This window comes from Rasiella rasia, from assembly GCF_011044175.1.
GTDB classification, from domain to species: Bacteria; Bacteroidota; Bacteroidia; order Flavobacteriales; family Flavobacteriaceae; genus Marinirhabdus; species Marinirhabdus rasia.
Genome location: NZ_CP049057.1, coordinates 1,636,661 through 1,657,045, shown reverse-complemented (window position 1 = coordinate 1,657,045; position 20,385 = coordinate 1,636,661). Strand labels below are relative to the sequence as shown.

Below are 20,385 nucleotides of genomic sequence, written 5' to 3'. Positions count from 1 at the left end.
AGTTCCAACCTAAAGTAACACGTACATGGATATTATAAATGAAGCCTTGCAATTTGAGCAAGAGAAACACAGTTTTAAGACTACAAGTGAGCGTATTGTCGCAAGCCGAAAAGCAAAGGAATTAATTTTGGGCGTTAATGAAGTATATAAAGAAACAAAGGACGCAACGTTAATGGATTTAATGAAGCGTTTAACAGTTATTAAGCAGAAAATTGAGAAGCGATTAAAGGGACGCTCGTTGGCGGCGTAATAACAACGAAAGAAATTTATAGAGACCGAAACTTTTGTTTCGGTTTTTTTTGTGAATTAATTTTGCAGTACTTAAAATAAACTTATATTTGCACCCGCCTACGCACCGTGCTGCGGTGGGCAGGCTCGCTTTAAGCCGGTACCTTAGCTCAGTTGGTAGAGCAATGGACTGAAAATCCATGTGTCCCTGGTTCGATTCCTGGAGGTACCACAAAGCATAAAACCCATCTAGCCATAGGCAGATGGGTTTTTTAATTTAAACCATGCTAATCTGTATTTCTTGAAACATAGCCTTAACTTTGTAGTCTTTCACATTCTATGAACTTAATTATAGACGTTGGTAATACACGTATTAAACTCGCTATTTTTAAAAATGGCGCGTTAGAACATATGGTGCGTAGCTCTAAAGAGGAAGTTGTTGAAGCGTTGGAAACTTTATTAAAAGAATACCCGCAACTAAATAGGGCTATTGTTTCTTCTGTGGGCACTTTTCCTGAAGCAGCCATGCAATTGCTTGCTAGTAGGCTAAAGGTGATAGAACTTACTTCAGAAACAAGGGTTCCGTTTGTAAATGATTATGGTACACCAAAAACATTAGGAGTAGACAGAATTGCTCTAGTAAGTGCTGCTGCAGTTCAGTTTCCGAAGAAAAATGTGCTTGTTATCGATGCGGGAAGTTGTATTACATACGATTTCTTAACTCATGAAAACCATTATATTGGTGGAGCTATCTCACCAGGAGTAGCTATGAGATATAAGGCCTTGCATACGTTTACAGCAAATTTGCCGTTACTTAAACCTACACTACCCATACAAACCATTGGCAACAGTACAGAAACCTCTATGCAGAGTGGAGTTCTCTTTGGTGTTGTGCAGGAAATACACGGATATTTAGCGTTTTATCGAGAAAAATATCCAGAATTAACAATTATTTTAACAGGAGGAGATGCTCATTTGTTGCGAGATAGCCTAAAAAATAGCATCTTTGCCAACCCCAATTTTTTGTTGGAAGGCTTGCTCCATATTTTACAACATAACACATAAGAATGTTAAGAAATTTATTTATCGTATTTATTCTCCTCGGTATAGGAGTCTCACAAGCCCAAGAAGGGACTACATCGCCCTACTCATTTTACGGAATAGGAACCCTGAAATTTAAAGGTACGGCAGAAAACCGAGCCATGGGGGGTATTAGTACGTATACAGATAGTATTCACTTAAGTCTTCAGAATCCGGCGGGTGTTGCAGATTTAAAATTAGTAAACTTTACTGTTGGTGCAAGTCACAAACGTGTAGGTCTGTCTACAGAAACACAAAATGAAAGCGCATCAACAACATCTCTAGACTACATAGCTGTGGGTGTTCCAATGGGTAAGTTTGGGGCAAGTTTTGGGTTAATACCATATACTGCGGTAGGATATCAACTAGAAAATACAGATGCGGCTAGTACCACACAATATACCGGATCAGGAGGTCTTAACAAGGCTTTTCTAAACTTGGCGTATAAAATTAACGACAACTTTAGTGTTGGTATTGATGGTAACTATAACTTTGGAAATATAGAAAATAATGCCACGGCACGACAAACCGATATACAATACAGTACTCGAGAAGAAAACAGGAGTGATTTATTGGGCTTTAGTGTAAATCTTGGGGTGGCGTACAAAAAGCAATTAAAAAATGGATTGACGCTTTCAACCATGCTTAGTTATACGCCAGAAACGAAATTCGATTCTGAAAATAGTAGAACAATCGCTACGTTGCTAGAAATAGACTCGGGTGCCGAAGTGGTTATTGATAGTCGCGATATAGCGGTAAGTGATACTGATTTTACCTTTCCTTCCCAATGGACATTAGGCGCAGGTCTTGGGGAGAATAAAAAATGGTTCTTAGGAGCTGAGTATACTGACCAAAAAACAAGTAATTTTACAAATCGCACCTTTAATATTACTAATGTTGAATTTAAAGATGCTAGTAAGTATAGAGTTGGGGGGTATTATATTCCTAATTACAATTCTATTGGAAACTACTGGCAACGTGTAGTTTATAGAGGTGGGTTTAGATTTGAGGAAACAGGTATAAATGTGAACGGGCAGGATATTAATGAGTTTGGCATATCTTTTGGAGTTGGATTACCTGTAGGGAGATTATTCTCTAATGTAAATCTCGGTTTTGAGATTGGCTCACGTGGAACAAAAGACTTCGGTCTTGTTAAAGAAAACTTTTTTAATACGTTCTTGAGTTTTTCTCTAAACGACAGATGGTTTGAAAAACGATACTATGAATAATACTATAATAAACACTAACACTATGAAAACGAAAGCTTTTTTACTTACAGCTTTGCTATTTGTTGCGTTTGGCAGCAAATCTTTCGCACAAGATGAATGTGCAACATTAGGTTCTTTATTTACTGCCCCAGCCAAGGCAAAAAATTACCAAGCGGCATTACCTCACTATCAACCATTAGTAGATAAGTGTCCAACTTGGAGCGTGGCTGTGTACCAGTACGGAACTATGATGTTTGAAGATTTTATTGAAAAAGGAGATAAAAGTAAAATCACAGATTTAGAAAATACAGTACGTTTAAGAATGCAACATTTTCCTTCTAAAACCAAAGAAGGTCGTGAGATGGCTAACATAGCTCAAGTGAAGTATGAGGCTGGCATTGGTACTAAAATGGAGCAGTACAAAGCTTTCGAGGCAGCTTTCAAAAAAGATGAAGCAACATTTACGAGTCCGAAAAGTTTATATACATATTTCTCTTTAGCGGTAGATCTTCAAGAAGAAGGTAAGATGGATGTTCAGGATGTTTTTAACTTGTACGACACCATTATCGATAAGCTTGAGAAAGAAGAAACGCAATTAGCTAAAAGTCTTATTCAGTTAACAGACAAAGAAGAAGCAGGTACTGCATTGTCTTCAAAAGAGAAGAAGAACCTGTCTCGTTACGAAACTAATTTAGGTGCCTACGGAAAGGTTAAAGGAAGTGTAAACGGTAAGTTAGGAAACCTTGCAAACTGTGAGAACTTAATTCCGTTGTACGAAAAATTATTTGAAGAAAAGAAAAACGATGTTAATTGGTTGAAAAGTGCAGCTGGTAAATTAAACTCGAAAGATTGTGAAACACCAATGTTCTTTAAAATGGTACAACAGTTACACACCTTAGATCCGTCTGCAAAATCTGCATTCTATTTAGGTAGATTGGCAGAGAAAGATGGTGACGCGAGTAAGGCAATGGACTACTATAACCAAGCAGCAGAATTGGAGACGAATCCAAAAGATAGAGCTAAAGTATATTATAGTATCGCTGAGAACATGCGTAGAAAAGGAAGTTTAAGTAGTGCGAGAAACTACTATAACAAAGCAGTAGCTGAAAGTCCTACGTTTGGAAATGCATACCTTAGAATTGCTAAAATGTATGCTTCTAGTGCTAATAACTGTGGCGCTACAGCATTTGAGAAAAGAGCAATTTACTGGAAAGCCGCGAACATGGCAGACAAAGCAGCTCGTGTAGACGGAAGTATTGCTAGTGTAGCTAGACAAACAGCAAGTTCTTACAGAGGCTTAGCTCCAGGTAAAACTGAAATTTTTAGCTCAGGAATGGCAGGTAAAACAATTACCTTTAACTGCTGGGTTGGTGGAAGCGTAAAAGTTCCTAATTTATAATAATGAATAACATACTTTATATGTTGAAAAGCGTGATAGCGATAAGTTTCGTTATCACGCTTTTTTCATGTGAAGGAAATTACGATAAGGTTCAGAAACTTACCATGGGAGATAACCTTCCTTTTGCTGAAGGTAAAGGGGTTAACATGAAATATACAGATTCTGGGGCTGTTGTGGCTAACTTAAGGGCTCCCGAGTTTTTAGACTATGGAAATTTCGAATTTCCGTACAAAGAATTTCCCAAAGGAGTTGAGTTGTTTTTCTGGGAAGAGGGCAAATTAAGTACGGTAGTTTCAGATTATGCCATTCAATATGAAAACACAGGCTTGGTAGATCTCCGTAAGAATGTAGTGGTGGTAACAAGCGATAGTGTGGTGTTAAAAGCAGACCAACTGTATTGGGATCAGACACGAGAGTGGGTGTTTACCGATCAGCCCTATCAGATTATTTTAAAAGACGGTTCTGTGAATAATGGCGCAAGTTTCGACTCCAGTCAAGATTTTACTACCTTTATATCGCGTAACAATCAAGGCGTACAACTTATAGATAAAACTGCAACAACGAATGACCAATAAAATATATCAATTTTTTGAATATGTATATCTGCTAATGGCAGGTTTTGCTATTTATGCCGTAATAATTAACTGGGATGTAGACCGAGATCGAGCCTATCTATTCCTGTTTTTTGTGGTAGTAGCTATTTTTATGTTTTTCTTCAAAAGAAGATTTAGAAAAAATATCGAAAAAAGGAGACGTGGAGAGGATTAACTTCACTGAATAAATGAGCTTCCATTAGGCAGACCTTATAATTTGCACCTAATAAATTGAAAGTTTTTGGACTATACCGTTATCATCATTATTGCTTCCTTACTGTTTTCAGCCTTCTTTTCGGGTATGGAGATTGCGTATGTGTCTTCCAATAAAATACATATTGAAATAGAGAAGAAGCAAAACGATTTTCTAGCAAAAGTGTTGCAGAAAATTACGGCTAGACCCTCAAAGTTTATCGCTACTATGTTAGTGGGAAACAATATTGCGCTGGTAGTATATGGCTTTTTTATGGGCGATTTACTCATGGAGTACGTCAAAATTGATGGTGTGCCAGGTCTTTTGGTGCAGACATTAATCTCTACCATAGTGATATTGCTAACAGCAGAATTTTTACCAAAGGTTTTCTTTCAGATTTATGCCAATAGCTTGGTCAAAATATTTGCGGTGCCTGCTTATTTATTCTACGTTATGTTCTCTGTAATTTCAGAATTTATAATTTGGATTTCAGATTTGGTGCTCAAGGTATTGTTTAAGACCGAAGGCGATTCTGTGCAGCTTACATTCAGTAAAGTGGAGTTGGGCAATTATATAAGTGAACAGATGGAGACGGTAGAAACTCAAGATGAAATAGATAGTGAAATTCAGATATTTCAGAATGCATTAGATTTTTCAGAAATAAAGGCACGTGAGGTAATGATTCCGCGAACCGAAGTAGTTGGAGTAGATATAGCAACAACACCAAAAGACTTGTCTAAGATGTTTACTGAAACAGGCTTGTCTAAAATTATTGTCTTTAGAGATAATATAGACGATGTCATGGGGTATGCGCACTCTTTCGAACTTTTTAAAAAGCCTCCTACGTTAAAGAAGATACTAATGCCAGTTATTTTTGTACCAGAGACTATGCTGGCCAAAGATGTACTTAATATTTTAACTCGAAAGCATCGTAGTATGGCAGTGGTTATCGATGAATATGGAGGAACATCAGGTATTATTACTGTAGAAGATATTATTGAAGAACTTTTCGGCGAAATTGAAGACGAGCATGATAGCGTAGTTTTAATTGAAGAAGAGTTAGGGGTTAATCACTTTAAATTTTCAGCAAGATTAGAAGTAGATTATATTAACGAAACGTATAAACTAAGCCTTCCAGAAAGTGAAACGTACGAGACTTTAGGTGGGATGATTGTGCACGTAACCCAGCAAATACCACAACAAGGAGAATCTATAGAGATTGAAGATTTCCAGATTACCATCTTAGAGGTGTCTAACACCAAAATTGAATTAGTAGAATTACAAGCAAAGGAAGAAAACTAGTCTGTTTACGTGCAACTTGCATGTTTTTCAGAATTCGAAATCATCCTGTTTTAAACACACTTCTTAGAATACAAAATAGACCCTGTTTTTTTTCAACAAAAGGTTTTTATAAATGGTGGGAAAATGGTATTTTCGCCCACTAGTTAAAAACGACGAATGCCTTTTAGGTACGGTACCCAAAAGGTTAAATTAATAGATACAATGGCAGTTTTAAATAAAATTAGACAACGTTCAGTTTTCTTGATCATCATTATTGCATTAGCGTTATTCTCTTTTGTCTTAGCAGATGTATTACGTAACGGTGGGTTTTCTTCAGATAAATCGGTTAGCACAGTAGCTACGGTGAACGGTGTAGAGTTAGACCGTGTAGATTTCATGAACAAGGTAGAAGCGCAGCAAAAACAACTGCCAGCAACTGCACCTCCAGGACAAGCACTTAATGCAGTATACGACCGTGAAGTAAAGCGCGTGTTGTTAGAAGAGCAGTACGAAACCCTAGGTTTAACGGTTCAAGAAGATCAGTTAAACGATGCGTTAAGCACATACTTATCTGGGAATCCTACATTTCAAAATGAGGCTGGACAATTTAGTCAAGCAAAATTAGACGAGTATGTTGCTAGTATCCGTACAAACCGTCAGGCATCTCAGCAGTGGGACGATTATATTAAGAGCACAAAGACTGCTGTTTTAGAAGAAACTTATTTTAATTTAGTTACGGCTGGATTGGTTTCAACTTTGGCAGATGGAGAGCAAGAATATCGCTACCAGAACGACAAAATTAATTTAGAGTACGCCTTTGTTCCGTTTACTAAAATAGCAGATGAAGAAGTGCCAGTAAGTGATTCTGAAATTGAGGCTTACATTAAGAGTCATCAAAAAGAGTATGAAGTAGCACCACAGGTAGATATTCAATATATCAGTATTTCTGAAGCTGCTTCTCAGCAGGATATTGAAGATGCAGAGCTAAAAATTGAGAAGTTACTTAACGAAAGAGTTGAATTTAACGAACTTACAAAACAGAACGATACTATAGCTGGTTTTAGAAACACAGCAGACATAGCAGGTTTTGTAAATGCTAATTCTGAAAACCCGTACCAAGATCGTTGGATGTTTAAGAAAGATATTCCAGCGTCTATTAAAGACACTATTTATAATTTGGAAGTAGGTGAAATTTACGGACCTTACAAAGTAGATAACACATTAAACTTAAGTAAAGTTGTTGCGGCACGTCAGTTACCAGACTCAGCAAAAGTTCGCCATATCTTGATACCAATTGGGTTAAGTCAGGCAGATAGTATAACACGAACTAAAGAGCAAGCAAAAGTTACTGCAGATAGTTTGTATAACATCCTTAAAGGTAACAAAGGTAAATTTACAGGGTTTGTAAAAGATATGTCTTCAGATATCGCTAGTGTTGGAAACGATGGGGTATATGACTATTTCCCATACAACCAAATGGTACCAGCATTTAGAGATTTCTCTTTCGAAAAAAATGTAGGAGATATGGGTGTTGTTGAAACACGTTTTGGATATCACATTGTTGATGTATTAGGACAGAAAGACAAGCAAAGAGTGATTAAGGTTGCTACTATTACACAAGATATTGAAGCAAGTGAGCAAACATTAAATACCGTGTTTAGTGAGGCAACTACTTTTGAGTTGGATGCACAAAAAGGTGACTTTATTGAAGTGGCAAAGGCCGCTGGATATAGTGCAAAACCAGTGAATAAGATAGGGGAGTTAGATGCTACAATTCCAGGTGTTGGAAATAACAGAGCAATCGTTAAATGGGCGTTTGAAGAAGAAACGGAAGTAGGTGACATTAAGAGGTTTAGTGTTTCTGATGGTTATGTAGTTGCGCAACTTACTCGTAAAAACCCTAAAGGGTTGATGAGTATTGCTGAAGCTTCGCCTAGAATTACACCAATTCTACGCAAGGAGAAAAAAGCTGCCAAGATTAAAGAGACAATTACTGGAACAACCTTACAAGAGGTTGCAGCTAGCCAAGGGGTAACAGTGCAAACGGCTACCGCAGTTACAATGGCTGCTCCAACTATACCAGGTGCTGGAAATGAGCCGGCTGTTGTAGGTGTAGCTTTTGGAAAGAAAGCTGGTGAAGAAACAGATGTGCTTGTTGGAGAAAATGGAGTTTATAAATTGAGAGTTTTGGCTTTAAACCCTGCTCCAGCTTTAGAGAACTATGCTGCTTTTGCAAATCAGTTAAATGCGCAAGTAACACCAACAGTGAATACGAACGTATATAACGCCCTTAAAGAGGCTGCAGAGATTGAAGACAATAGAAAGAATTTCTTCTAGTAGTTTTTACGATATCATAAAAAAAAGCTCCAATTGTATTGGAGCTTTTTTTATAGAATCATTTCAGCATAGGGAATACATGTGTGATACCCTTTTTCTTTAAAGTATGTCATTGCATCTTTAGTGCCTGTTGCAAGTATAAAGTCGCCACCCCAAGCGCCTAAACTTTTAATTGCACCATCATAGTCGGAGAATAAAGAGCTTTTAACTGTTGGTAACCCTATTATTTCTGAAATAATACGTTCGTGTGCGCCGATTAAATTTTCAAAATCCTGGAGTGTATAACACAGGAGAAACTTTTGCGTAAGATCACTAATTTTATTGTGCTGCTGTAGCGAAACCGTTGCATTTTGGTAACGCTTAATTCCTTCTTTGCTGTCTTGCTTTTTGTTAAGGTGTACAAAAAAAAGAGATTCGGTAAAATCCCAAGGAAGCGATACTTTTTTCACTTTTGGGATACCATCTTGTAGGCTGTAAAAAATAGCAAAGTCGTGCTGCGCAGCAGCAATATCGTATCCGCTACCTCCAAACGATTGTTGTAAAAGTTGAAACGCGTCTACCCGAGCCCATTGTGCAATAGAATTAATTAAAGTAGAAGAGCTGCCTAGGCCCCAACTTTGCGGAAATTGTAAGTGGGTTTCTACCAAATAGCCTGTTGCTTCAGATAGAAACTTAGGGTTCATTTTTTTTGCGGTATATAATATGTTATAAAGGGTTGCTGTTGTTTTATCTGCATCTTGTGGAAGCGAAACATTCATGTCTAACACAGTTTCAAACCAACATACATTTTCCGAAGTAAAGCTTTTCCAACATATACCAGATTGGTTAACGGGGCTTACCTCAAGTAGTTGCCCTTTTTTTGTGGGTAATGCCAAGGCAATGGCGCCATCTAGGACTACGTATTCGCCCGTTAGAAGTAGTTTTCCATTGCTGTAAAAGGTTTGTTTCAAGGTTTTGGTTGTTTTATGTGCGAAGTGCTGTGATAAAGTTTACAACTGCACTATGGGAAACCGCTGTAGTTTTAAAGTGAATTATTGCTTTTTGCTTTTCTTCGGAAGTAGCCTCTACCTGATTAAGAATATTCATCAAGTGCATTTTCATGTGTCCTTTCTGAATACCATCGGTGACCAACGATTTAACAGCAGCAAAATTTTGAGCCAACCCAGCTACCGCTACCAACTGCATAAGGTCTCTTGCCGAAGGTTGTTGTAACAATTGTAGTGCAAATTTCACCAAAGGATGTAATGTTGTGAGTCCGCCAACAGTCCCCAATGCTAACGGAATTTCAATCCAAAAATTAAATACGTCCTCTTCAATCTTGGCATGTGTTAAACTACTGTAATACCCATTTTTTGAGGCGTAAGCATGTACACCAGCTTCTACAGCTCTAAAGTCGTTGCCGGTAGCGAGAATTACTGCATCTATGCCATTCATGATGCCTTTGTTATGTGTAACCGCTCTTCTAGTTTCAGATTTGGCGATGGCGATGGCGCGCACAAAATCTTTAGCAAATGTAGCGCCTGAGATACCGTTGTGTGTAAGGTCTTCTACCTTGCAATCTACTCTAGCTCTTACCAGGCATTCTGGTACATAGTTAGATAAAATACTCATCACTACTTTCGGCTTATGCGTGGTAAAGTCTTTATAGGTTGCCGCCTCGGCTTCCAGGGTTGCAGCAATTTTTTCTAAACAACTATTAATAAAGTTAGCGCCCATAGCGTCTAAAGTTTCAAAAGTTGCGTGAAGTTGATAATACCCTTCTAAGGTATGCGTGGCATCTAATAACTCTAGATCTAGGAGTCCGCCACCCCTTTTTTGCATGTTTTTTTGAAGACTGGCAATACTAGCGATGAGTTTCGGTTTTATAGCTGTAAAAAAATCAGTTAACGTTTCCGAAGCACCATAAAAATCGATGTGTATTTGTCCGTTTTTAGTACTAGAAATTACCTCGGCGGTAAATCCTCCACGTTCTAACCAAAATTTAGCTGCGTTACTTGCTGCCGCTACTACAGAACTTTCTTCAATCACCATGGGAAGAGCGTATAAAGTGCCATTCACAAGAAAATTAGGAGCAACACCAAAGGGTAAATAGTAGTTGGTTAATGCATTTTCAATAAAGTCGTCATGCAGCTGTTGTAGGGCTTCATTGTCATTCCAATACTGTTCTAATGTGTTTTTGGCAGCTTGGCTATTGTTAAAGTATGACTCTAGGAGCCACTCGATTTTCGCATCTTTTGTTTTTTTTGAAAAGCCGGAAATGGGTTGTGTCATTGGATATTACGTTGAAGTAACAAAGATAAGATTATTGTAATTGTGCAGACCGTAGGATATGATTGAATTTTGAAGCCCTTTATGCGAGGGCAATTCGCCGTATTTTACTATTAAAAACGTGCTAATTTGCTGAAATTTTAGTAACATTGACATATTAAAATCGCAACGTTTTGAAATCACTTCCTCGTACCTCCTTGCTTGTATTGTTTGTGTTGGCATTAACTACAGCAACCGCTCAAAAAAAAGAATTTACTCTAGAAGATATATGGGGTGGCACTTTTAGGACCGAACGCCTAGATGCACTAAGGTCGTTGAATAATGGTACTGAATATGCTGTCTTAAATTATAGCCGTCAATTAAACGCATCTACCGTAGATGTTTACGACTATAAAAGCGGTGAAAAAGTGAGAACTCTGGTGAGCTCTGCAGATTTACCAGGTATTAACTTTATCATCTCTTACGAATTAAGCAAAGATGAATCGAAATTGCTTTTAGCTACACAGTTAAAGCAAATTTATCGTCGCTCCTCTGTTGGTACGTATTACGTATACGACTTGAAGTCGAAACAGCTTACCATGGTTTCGGATAAGCAAATACAAGAGCCAACATTTAGTAATGATGGGTCTAAGATTGCATTTGGCTATGAAAACAACCTCTACATTAAAGATTTAAAAAGCGGAGTAGAAAAGCAGATTACCAGTGATGGTAAAAAGAACAGTATAATTAATGGAATAACAGACTGGGTATATGAAGAAGAATTTGCCTTTGTTCGTGCATTCGATTGGAATAAAGATGGTTCAAAAATAGCATATGTTAGGTTTGATGAAACTGATGTCCCGCGTTTTTCTATGGATGTTTATGGAGAAGACCTATATCCTAGTCAGCAGGTTTTTAAATACCCTAAAGCGGGCGATCCAAATGCTAAGGTTTCGTTACATGTATACGATTTAAACTCAAATACTACAAACGAAGTAGATTTAGCTAGTTTTAATAGTTATTACATTCCGCGTATACAATGGACCAACGATGCAAATTTATTGAGTGTACAGCTAACAAACAGAAAACAAAATGTAATTGACTTGGTTTTTGTTGATGCTAAGAAAAATAGCTCGACGCTCATTTTGAAAGAGAAAGATGATGCCTATGTTGATGTCACAGACAATCTTACTTTTCTTAACAACAACAGTTTTATATGGACCAGTGAGAAAGATGGTTGGAACCATATTTACCATTACGACAAATCTGGAAAACTTATCGCACAAGTAACGAAGGGGCCATGGGAGGTGACCAACTATTATGGTTTTGACCAAAAAACAGGACGTATTTATTACCAGAGTACCGAAAATGGAAGTACAAACAGAGATGTGTACTCAGTACTAAAAAGTGGTGAGAACAAAGCGCGTCTTTCGCAAGGAACGGGTACAAATAGTGCCGCTTTCAGCAAAGATTTTACGTACTACATTAATACATTTCACAATACTGAAACTCCCTATGAATTTACACTACACAAAGCAATTGATGGCACGCTAATACGTGAAATTAAGAACAACAATGCTCTAAAGGAACAAATAGCAGGTTACAATACTTCAAAGAAAGAATTTGGGACTTTAAAAGTAAATGGCGAGGAGTTAAACATGTACATAATAAAACCGGCAAATTTTGATGCAAGTAAGCAATACCCGTTATTTATGTACCAGTATTCTGGGCCTGGCTCGCAGAGTGTTAAAAATTCGTGGGGCGGTGCTAATGACTACTGGCACCAAATGCTTGCACAGCAAGGATATGTTATAGCATGTGTAGATGGTCGGGGTACAGGACTAAAAGGTCGTGACTTTAAAAAGATGACTCAGAAAGAACTCGGAAAGTACGAAGTTGAAGATCAAATTGCTGCGGCAAAACAATTGGGTGCGCTTCCATATATAGATAGTGACCGTGTGGGTATTTGGGGATGGAGTTACGGAGGCTTTATGTCTAGTAATTGCTTGTTTCAAGGAGCCGACACTTTCTCTATGGCCATTGCGGTGGCTCCAGTGACTAGCTGGCGCTTCTATGATACTATATATACAGAACGCTATATGACCACGCCACAAGAGAATGCTTCTGGCTACGACAATAACTCACCTATTAACCATGTAGACAAATTAGAAGGAAAGTTTCTACTAGTACATGGTAGTGCAGACGATAATGTACATGTGCAAAACACCATGCGTCTTATAGAAGCATTGGTGCAGGCTAATAAGCAATTCGACTGGCGCGTGTATCCAGATAAAAATCATGGTATTTATGGAGGTAATACACGCCTACATTTATATACCTTGATGACAGATTTTATTAAAAACAACTTATAACCTTAATTAACTAACACTTACGTATATGGAATTTAAATTTGGAGGTTCAGAAACTAACCAACGAACCGTTTTAGGGCATCCTTCGGGACTTTTTGTACTCTTCTTTACTGAAATGTGGGAACGCTTTTCCTACTATGGGATGCGGGCACTATTGGTGCTATTCTTAGTATCAGCAGTATTAGATGAAGGCTGGGGATGGGAACGCTCAGAGGCATTATGGTTGTATGGAGTGTATACAGGACTTGTATATATTACTCCAATTTTTGGAGGGTTGATAGCAGATAAGCTTACAGGGTATCGTAACGCGGTTGTAATTGGAGCCTTATTAATGACGTTAGGGCATGCGGCGATGGGATTAGAAGTATTTGCAGATCCATTTTTCTACATTGGTCTTGGTCTGTTAATTATTGGGAACGGATTATTTAAGCCGAATATTTCGTCAATGGTAGGACAATTGTACAAAAACCAAGGGAAAGAAAAAGATGCTGGTTATACCATTTTTTACATGGGTATTAACGCAGGAGCCTTCCTAGGAATATTATTATGCGGTTATATAGGAGAATCTATTGGATGGCACTATGGTTTCGGATTAGCGGGTATTTTTATGTTCTTCGGAATGCTACAATTTTACTTTGCACAAAAGATTTTTGGACGTATAGGTTTATCACCAAAAGGAACTCAAGACTTCGACGATGCTGTTGAAGATACGCTAGAAGACACTAAAGATGCTATTGAAGATACGATAGATGATGCTAAAAGATCTAAAGTAACTAGCGATAGACTCATTGTGATTGGTGTGTTAGCCTTCTTTACTATTTTCTTCTGGTGGGCTTTTGAACAAGCAGGTGGTTCTATGACCATTTTCGCAGCAGATTATACAGACCGTGTCTTGGTTGGTAATGGTGCAATGACTTTCAAAATATTCAATACCATTCTTACGGTAGTACCTATGTTAATTATTACATGGGTTCTAGGAATGTTATTTAAACAAACATTTGCAAAATACGCATTGTCTAATATACTATTAGGAACCAGTTTTATAATAATTTGGGCAATCGTTATCTGGATGTTAGTTAGAGAGTTTAATGCAGATGTTGCTGAGGTAAAAGCATCTTGGTTTGGAATTCTAAACTCGTTCTTTATCATTGCCTTTGCGCCATTGTTTTCTAAAATTTGGCAGAGTAAATACAATCCGTCGGGCCCAGTTAAATTTGCAATCGGACTTATTCTTTTAGGTCTTGGGTTTGGAATATTAGCTTACGGTTCTATGAGCATTCCTTTAGGAGCTAAAACGGCGTCTGTAAGTATGATGTTCTTAGTATTCGCATATTTATTCCATACGCTAGGAGAACTTTGCGTCTCTCCAGTTGGGTTATCTTATGTAAGTAAGTTAGCACCAATTAAATTGGTAGGGCTAATGTTTGGAGTTTGGTTTGTTGCTAACTTTATAGCAAACTTAGCTGCAGGTATTACAGGTAGTTATATGGACCCTATCCTAGAGGAAAAAGGATTAACCTACTTCTTTATGATATTTACGCTTATACCTATAGGTGCAGGTATTATAATGCTACTTTTAAACAAAACACTTATAAAGAAAATGCACGGTGTACGTTAATTAACACAATTAATTTTGATAAAAAACGTTCCCTTTGTGGAACGTTTTTTGTTAGTAATCATTGAAATGTTTTCACTTCGGAAACGTCCTACTAAAGAAACTTGCTATGAAAAAGTTATTCTTACTTGCTATTCTAGTTACTGCTGGAACCGTGAGCGCCCAAAAAGTTAATTGGATGAGCATGGAAGAGGCACTGGCTGCACAAAAAAAAGAACCTAAGAAAATTATCATGGATGTCTACACTAATTGGTGTGGCCCATGTAAACTACTAGATAAAAACACATTTGGAGATGCCAAAGTAGCGGCGTTTATTAATGAACATTACTATCCGGTGAAGTTTAATGCAGAAGGTACAGAAGAAATAACCTATCAAGATTTCACCTATACCAATCCAAACTACCAACCTGGTAGAAAGGGTAGAAATTCACAACATTTGTTTGCCCATGCTTTAAAAGTAAATGGCTATCCTAGCATTGTCTTTTTTGAAGAAGATGCTACGCTAATACAATCCATAGCTGGCTATAAAACGCCACAACAACTAGAAATCTTTTTAAAGATGATTGCGAACGACGATTATAAAACATTGACTTCGGCGAATGCGTGGCAGGAATACCAAGAAAATTTTAAAGGCACTTTTGAGTAGTTGTTTTTAGTTAAGTGTTTCGACTATTTAAATGTAAAGGCTCCCTTAGTACCCGTGTGGTGAAAAGGGAGTTTTTTAATAGTACAAGTTTCCCGCCACCTATCTATATAACTTTTATAGTTACTGCCGTCGGCGATAATAAGTTTTGGTTGAACGCTGTCTATGAATCTAGTTAGGTTTACTTTCGAACTGTGCGTAAGAATCGCAATATCTACTTGCTGTAGTTTGGAATACACACCTAAACTATCTAGTATTAAAAAGGTGGTGTCGCCATACTCAAATAATGATGGAACCTTTGCAATAGTTGTACTGTCTATTGCCATTTTAGCCCTGTACCCCGGAATAGGTTGGGTAGCGTCAATCTGGGTCGTATCATTAGAAAAAAGTAATAGCTGTTCTTGTGTTTTTACACCAATTAGGGTCTTTCGGTTTTTGTGAAAAACAACCAATTCATTTAAGCTAGTCTCTTTCTTGTCCCAAATACACACACTTACAAATAGCGCAATGCTTCCTAAAGTAATAACTAGACGTCTTGAAGTTGTTTTTTTCCATAGTATAACTAGGCAAACCAATACGAGGTAGCTCACCATCATTTTTCCAGCGGAAAATGAAATGTTTCTTACCAAGAAAAAATCTTGTTGCGCTACCCAAGTAATAAAATCATTTAAGATGGTAATAGCTTCATTGTATATTTCGGTATAGCCAGTAGGAACCGCATTGCATGCCGCTAAAACTATAAGAAGCAGTCCGCCCGCCAAAAGAATGCCCAACACAGGTAGTACGACTATATTGGTGAGAAAAAACAACCCCGGAAATTGGTGAAAATAATACAAACTAAGAGGTAGTATTCCTGCCTGTGCGGCAATGGTAACCGTGATGATACCCCAGAGCGTTTTGTCTATGTAGAATTTCGGTTTATAAAGTGCATACAATTTTGGTTGTAACCAAAGTATAAAGAAAACTGCCAAATAGCTAAGTTGAAAGCCAACATGAAACAACCAACTGGGAGCAATTAATAAAAGCACTAAGAACGATAAAAGCAACGTGTTAAAGCTGTTGGTGGGTCTGTTAAGGGCGGTCGCTACCGTAAAAAAGGAGAACATAGTAACTGCCCGTACTACAGATGGTGATAATCCAGCAAGCAGCGCAAAACACCATAGTAAGAGTACAATTATGATACTTCTACTTCGAGCTCCATATGGTGTATAGGTGAGGGGTTTGAGCAAAAAAAGGAGAATAAAATAGAGAATGCCAACATGTAATCCAGAAACGGCTAAAATATGTATGGCGCCAGCAGCAGCATAGGCCTCGTAAAGTTGTTTATCTATTGCTCTGCGCTCACCTAATACAAACGCTTGCAAAATGCTTAATTCATCATGTTTTAATGTTGTTTGCTGCAGTTTGGCGATTAAATGCAATCTAATACGTTCTGAAAATCCTACTATACTTGTATGAACTTTTCTTCGGAAAAGCATCGAATTTGATTTAATAGTCATTTCACGATGCACGCCCAAATGTTCCATGTATTGGGCATAATTAAATTGATACGGATTTCGGGGCTGACGAACTCGTTGTGGGTTGCCTTTAACTACTAAATATTCATCAACTGCCAATGAAGCAACTGTACTGTCTTTCTCAATATGAAGCAAAAGTAAGCCTGTGGTTTTAGTAGCATTTTGAAAAATCACTTCCGCAAGATAATTTTCATAATAACTATTAGGCTTTAGGTGTTCTTTTATTTTGAGTTGAAGGAATGTATCTTTTTGAAGGTTGTTGGTATAGTGACTGGGTTGATATTTTGGTAACCGAAGCGTGTAATTTGCAAATCCAATTCCGAAGAAAATAAAACAGACAATTAAACCAAAAACAGGTGTAGGGTGCAGTTTTCTCTTTCCCAAGAGCCAAGTAATACCAAGTAATACGATAGGCAAAATTAGTATGCCAAACCACCATACTTTCGGGATAACAAAAGGATGCTTGTTTGTGTAAAATCCGAAGGTAATCCCCAGCGCGAGAAAAAGCGCCATGAGAACTATGGTGTTATTAATAAAGGGAGATCTCATCCAAAACTAATGGCGTACTGCCAATTTAGGGTAGGAGAGTTACAATAAAGATACTATTTTTTGCTTTTAAATAATGCGTCGTGCCTGTACAAAAGCGTTATTCCAATAATTTTCTTGTATAGATGAAATAATTACCCCTTTTGAAGTGGTAGCGTGTATAAATTTTAGTTCCCCACGTATGTTTTCAACAACCAAACCAACATGATTAATTACATTTCGGCTTTTATTTGTCTGAAAGAATACCAAATCGCCAGCTTCAGCTTTTAGTAATGATATACGGGTTCCTTGTTTTGCCATATCTCGTGAGATACGAGGCAGCGAGATGTCTTCTTTTAGGAATGATGTGTATATGAGTCCAGAGCAGTCCATTCCTTTTTTAGTGGTGCCTCCAAATTTATAGCGAGTGCCTTCAAAGGTCTTTGCGTATTTTATCACACGGTCTGCGGTGGTGTTGCTCGTGCTGGTACTTTTTGTTACCGTACGTTTCTTATAGGTCGGGGTTGTTCGTTTTGAACTTCCACAGGAAGCTAAAAAAATGGTTAGGAGCAGAAGAGGTAGTAGTTTTTTCATCAAGTTGCTTTAGATATCTTAAAAGTACTATTCTAACAGATGTTATAGAAGTAGGTTGTAAAACAGTTATTAAAACGAAATTAACAATTATTTCTTGTCCCCTCTTTGAAAATTAAGCGTGATTTTTCAGGCTGCTGACAATGAGTTCTGCAGTTTTTGCACTCGCTCCTTTTCCGCCCAAGGCTTTTTCTAAATCGTAGTATTTTAAAAATAACTTCGCACGCTCGTATTCATCTAGAATTTTGGTGAGCTCCTGTTTCAGATTCTTTGTGTTCAGCTCTCCTTGAATAAGCTCTTTTACAACTTCTTTATCTAATACTAAATTCACCAAAGAGATAAATTTTAGGGTAATAATACGCTTTGCGATCTGGTACGAAATTGCATTAGCCTTATAGCATACAACCTGAGGTACTTTAAACAAAGCGGTCTCTAGGGTAGCGGTTCCGGAAGTAACGAGGGCTGCACTAGAAAGGCTTAACAAATCGTATGTTTTGTTAGCAATTAAATGAACATTTTGCTCTTGTATAAATGGATCGTAGAATGAGACTTCTTGACTGGGGGCGCCAGCAATTACAAACTGGTACTCAGGGAAATCGCCTACCACGCTAAGCATAATAGACAGCATTTTGTTTATTTCTTGTTTTCGGCTGCCTGGTAATAATGCAATTATTGGTCGATCGTCTAAACCATGTGTTTTCTTGAATTCTTGCGGACTTACTTGTGTTCTATTGGCAATTGCATCTATAAGTGGATGCCCAACGAAGTGAACAGGGTAGTTATATTTTTTATAAAAATCTGCAACAAATGGAAGCACTACATACATGTGGTCTATAGTTGCTTTTATTGTTTTGACCCGGCTGGCACGTGAAGCCCAAACCTGTGGACTCACATAATAATGTGTCTTAAAACCTTCGGGTTTTGCCCATTTCGCAATACGAAGATTAAAACCTGAATTGTCTATAAAAATTAGTGCGTCTGGTTGAAATGCTTCAATATCTTTTTTACAATTGGTAATGAGTTTCGAAATTTTCCGAAGGTTTATTAGTACTTCGGCAAATCCCATAAACGCACGTTCTTTATAGTGAGTCACCAAGGTTCCTCCAACAGCTTGCATAAGATCGCCACCCCAAAATCGAATCTCGGCTTCCGGATCTTCAACAAAGAGCGCTTTCATAAGATTGGCGCCGTGTAGATCGCCAGAAGCTTCACCTGCAAGTATGTAATATTTCATGAGTTGGAAATATGCCTAAAGATACGAGAAGCAGTTAGTATCTACTAATTGAATTTTGCTATAAGGATTAAAAATGCTGCAATTATAGTTGCCATAATTACTCCTCTAGCTCTATAATAGCGGTTCTTTTTCAGAAAAAAGAAAAACAGCAATAGGTTTAATAAGGCGCCCAAACCAATAATGTTTCCCATAACGTTTTCTTCTAGCGCTACTTCTATTGTGGTTTTTAGACTGTACTTAGAAAAAAGAAGAATGTAGAGTACACTCCCAATTGCGTTTACAAGTATGCCAAGAAGAAACCCTATGAAAATGTTTTTTCCAATGTATTTTTTGGTTGTTTTCATAAATCCCAAGTGTTTATTTCCTGAATTGCATGGTGCGCGGTTAAATCGAATTGCACAGGCACAACAGATACATAGTTGTTTGCCAGCGCCCACTCGTCAGTATCTTCACCTTTGTCTTCATTCACAAACTCACCTGTAAGCCAGTAATATTCACGTCCTAAAGGATTGGTTCTTTTGTCAAAATTTTCAATCCAATGCGCGTTCGCTTGCCTACAAATTTTAAGGCCTTTTAATTCGGCTTCTTTTGCCTTCGGAAAGTTTACATTGAGTACAACCCCTTTAGGTAACCCATTTTTTAAGCATTGTTCTGCAACCTGCTTGACATATTTTTTTACAGGCTCAAAATTAGCGTCTAGACTATAGTCTAACAATGAAAAGCCTATAGACGGAATACCTTGGGTGCCCGCTTCAACTGCTGCACTCATGGTGCCACTATAAATTACGTTAATAGATGAATTGCTACCATGGTTTATACCACTTACACAGAGATCGGGTTTTCGTGGTAGAAGTTCGTTTACAGCAAGTTTTACACAATCTGCAGGTGTTCCGCTACAGCTGTATTCTCGTTGCGGCTGATTTTCTTGAACTTTTATGGCATCACAATACAAGGTGTCGTTTATAGTGATAGCATGCCCCATACCACTTTGCGGTGAATCTGGAGCAACTACGCAAACATCGCCAAGGGTGTTCATTACTTCAATAAGTGTGCGAATTCCCGGGGCTGTAATACCGTCGTCGTTAGTGACTAAAATTAAAGGTCTCTCTGTTGTCATATGCTGAAATACTAAAGAAACAAAAATACAGTTATTACGATTGAAACTTAGTTTAAATAGAACAGATTTTTAGTCCGATGCTTTTCCGAAGAAAGGTGTGTCCTCAAAATTATTATAGACTAAAATAAATTGATCTGAGGAGGACAAAAATCAACGAACTGCCGTTTAACAAAAAATTAGTAACCATACTGCGACTTGGCACGGTTTT

The 20,385-nt window shown here is 37.7% G+C and carries 18 protein-coding genes and 1 tRNA gene; 12 read left to right on the top strand and 7 right to left on the bottom strand.

Going from position 1 to position 20,385, the window contains the following annotated elements:
* Window positions 1-25: 25 nt before the first annotated feature.
* The 9 genes from G5B37_RS07475 (at window position 26) to G5B37_RS07435 (ending at window position 8,319) form a co-directional block, all read left to right on the top strand.
* Window positions 26-250, top strand: a complete 225-nt coding sequence (locus tag G5B37_RS07475; protein ID WP_164679423.1) for a hypothetical protein — start codon at window positions 26-28, stop codon at window positions 248-250.
* Between the two features lie 137 nt (window positions 251-387).
* Window positions 388-460: transfer RNA gene (locus G5B37_RS07470), tRNA-Phe, on the top strand.
* A 107-nt stretch (window positions 461-567) separates the two neighbouring features.
* Window positions 568-1,293: a type III pantothenate kinase gene (locus G5B37_RS07465; RefSeq protein WP_164679422.1), complete on the top strand. Its 726-nt coding sequence runs from the start codon at window positions 568-570 to the stop codon at window positions 1,291-1,293.
* A 2-nt stretch (window positions 1,294-1,295) separates the two neighbouring features.
* Window positions 1,296-2,537, top strand: a complete 1,242-nt coding sequence (locus G5B37_RS07460; protein WP_164679421.1) for an outer membrane protein transport protein — start codon at window positions 1,296-1,298, stop codon at window positions 2,535-2,537.
* A gap of 22 nt (window positions 2,538-2,559) precedes the next feature.
* Entirely contained in the window at window positions 2,560-3,915 is a 1,356-nt protein-coding gene (locus tag G5B37_RS07455) for a hypothetical protein (RefSeq protein WP_164679420.1), read from the top strand.
* Window positions 3,916-3,917: 2 nt separating this feature from the next.
* On the top strand, window positions 3,918-4,490 hold the full coding sequence (lptC, locus tag G5B37_RS07450; RefSeq protein ID WP_164679419.1) for an LPS export ABC transporter periplasmic protein LptC: 573 nt from the start codon (window positions 3,918-3,920) through the stop codon (window positions 4,488-4,490).
* Window positions 4,480-4,683, top strand: a complete 204-nt coding sequence (locus G5B37_RS07445) for a hypothetical protein (protein ID WP_164679418.1) — start codon at window positions 4,480-4,482, stop codon at window positions 4,681-4,683. Before lptC ends, G5B37_RS07445 begins: the two co-directional genes overlap by 11 nt.
* A 66-nt stretch (window positions 4,684-4,749) precedes the next feature.
* A complete protein-coding gene (locus tag G5B37_RS07440) occupies window positions 4,750-6,003 on the top strand; it encodes a hemolysin family protein (RefSeq protein WP_164679417.1) in 1,254 nt (417 codons plus the stop codon).
* Between the two features lie 201 nt (window positions 6,004-6,204).
* Window positions 6,205-8,319 (top strand): peptidylprolyl isomerase, encoded by a 2,115-nt coding sequence (locus G5B37_RS07435; protein WP_164679416.1) that lies wholly within the window; start codon window positions 6,205-6,207, stop codon window positions 8,317-8,319.
* A 50-nt stretch (window positions 8,320-8,369) separates the two neighbouring features.
* Here the strand turns inward: G5B37_RS07435 and G5B37_RS07430 are convergent, their stop codons facing one another.
* Both G5B37_RS07430 and G5B37_RS07425 read right to left on the bottom strand, forming a co-directional pair.
* Window positions 8,370-9,269, bottom strand: coding sequence for a GYDIA family GHMP kinase (locus tag G5B37_RS07430; protein WP_164679415.1), 900 nt, complete (start codon window positions 9,267-9,269; stop codon window positions 8,370-8,372).
* A gap of 13 nt (window positions 9,270-9,282) precedes the next feature.
* Window positions 9,283-10,590: a hydroxymethylglutaryl-CoA reductase, degradative gene (locus G5B37_RS07425; RefSeq protein WP_164679414.1), complete on the bottom strand. Its 1,308-nt coding sequence runs from the start codon at window positions 10,588-10,590 to the stop codon at window positions 9,283-9,285.
* A gap of 170 nt (window positions 10,591-10,760) precedes the next feature.
* On the opposite strand from G5B37_RS07425, the gene G5B37_RS07420 reads away from it, so the two are divergent.
* The 3 genes from G5B37_RS07420 (at window position 10,761) to G5B37_RS07410 (ending at window position 15,196) form a co-directional block, all read left to right on the top strand.
* Window positions 10,761-12,938, top strand: coding sequence for a S9 family peptidase (locus G5B37_RS07420; protein ID WP_164679413.1), 2,178 nt, complete (start codon window positions 10,761-10,763; stop codon window positions 12,936-12,938).
* A gap of 25 nt (window positions 12,939-12,963) precedes the next feature.
* Entirely contained in the window at window positions 12,964-14,553 is a 1,590-nt protein-coding gene (locus tag G5B37_RS07415) for a peptide MFS transporter (protein WP_164679412.1), read from the top strand.
* A 106-nt stretch (window positions 14,554-14,659) separates the two neighbouring features.
* Window positions 14,660-15,196 (top strand): thioredoxin family protein, encoded by a 537-nt coding sequence (locus tag G5B37_RS07410; RefSeq protein WP_164679411.1) that lies wholly within the window; start codon window positions 14,660-14,662, stop codon window positions 15,194-15,196.
* A 23-nt stretch (window positions 15,197-15,219) separates the two neighbouring features.
* Here G5B37_RS07410 and G5B37_RS07405 read toward each other — a convergent pair whose 3' ends face one another.
* From G5B37_RS07405 to surE, 5 genes are all read right to left on the bottom strand, one after another.
* Entirely contained in the window at window positions 15,220-17,223 is a 2,004-nt protein-coding gene (locus G5B37_RS07405; protein ID WP_164679410.1) for a ComEC/Rec2 family competence protein, read from the bottom strand.
* 102 nt (window positions 17,224-17,325) lie between these two features.
* A complete protein-coding gene (locus tag G5B37_RS07400) occupies window positions 17,326-17,829 on the bottom strand; it encodes a C40 family peptidase (protein ID WP_164679409.1) in 504 nt (167 codons plus the stop codon).
* Window positions 17,830-17,941: 112 nt separating this feature from the next.
* Complete coding sequence (gene lpxB, locus G5B37_RS07395; protein WP_164679408.1) at window positions 17,942-19,060, bottom strand: lipid-A-disaccharide synthase; 1,119 nt, start codon at window positions 19,058-19,060, stop codon at window positions 17,942-17,944.
* 44 nt (window positions 19,061-19,104) lie between these two features.
* Window positions 19,105-19,404, bottom strand: a complete 300-nt coding sequence (locus G5B37_RS07390) for a hypothetical protein (protein ID WP_164679407.1) — start codon at window positions 19,402-19,404, stop codon at window positions 19,105-19,107.
* Complete coding sequence (gene surE / locus G5B37_RS07385; protein WP_164679406.1) at window positions 19,401-20,177, bottom strand: 5'/3'-nucleotidase SurE; 777 nt, start codon at window positions 20,175-20,177, stop codon at window positions 19,401-19,403. Before surE ends, G5B37_RS07390 begins: the two co-directional genes overlap by 4 nt.
* Window positions 20,178-20,385 lie beyond the last annotated feature (208 nt).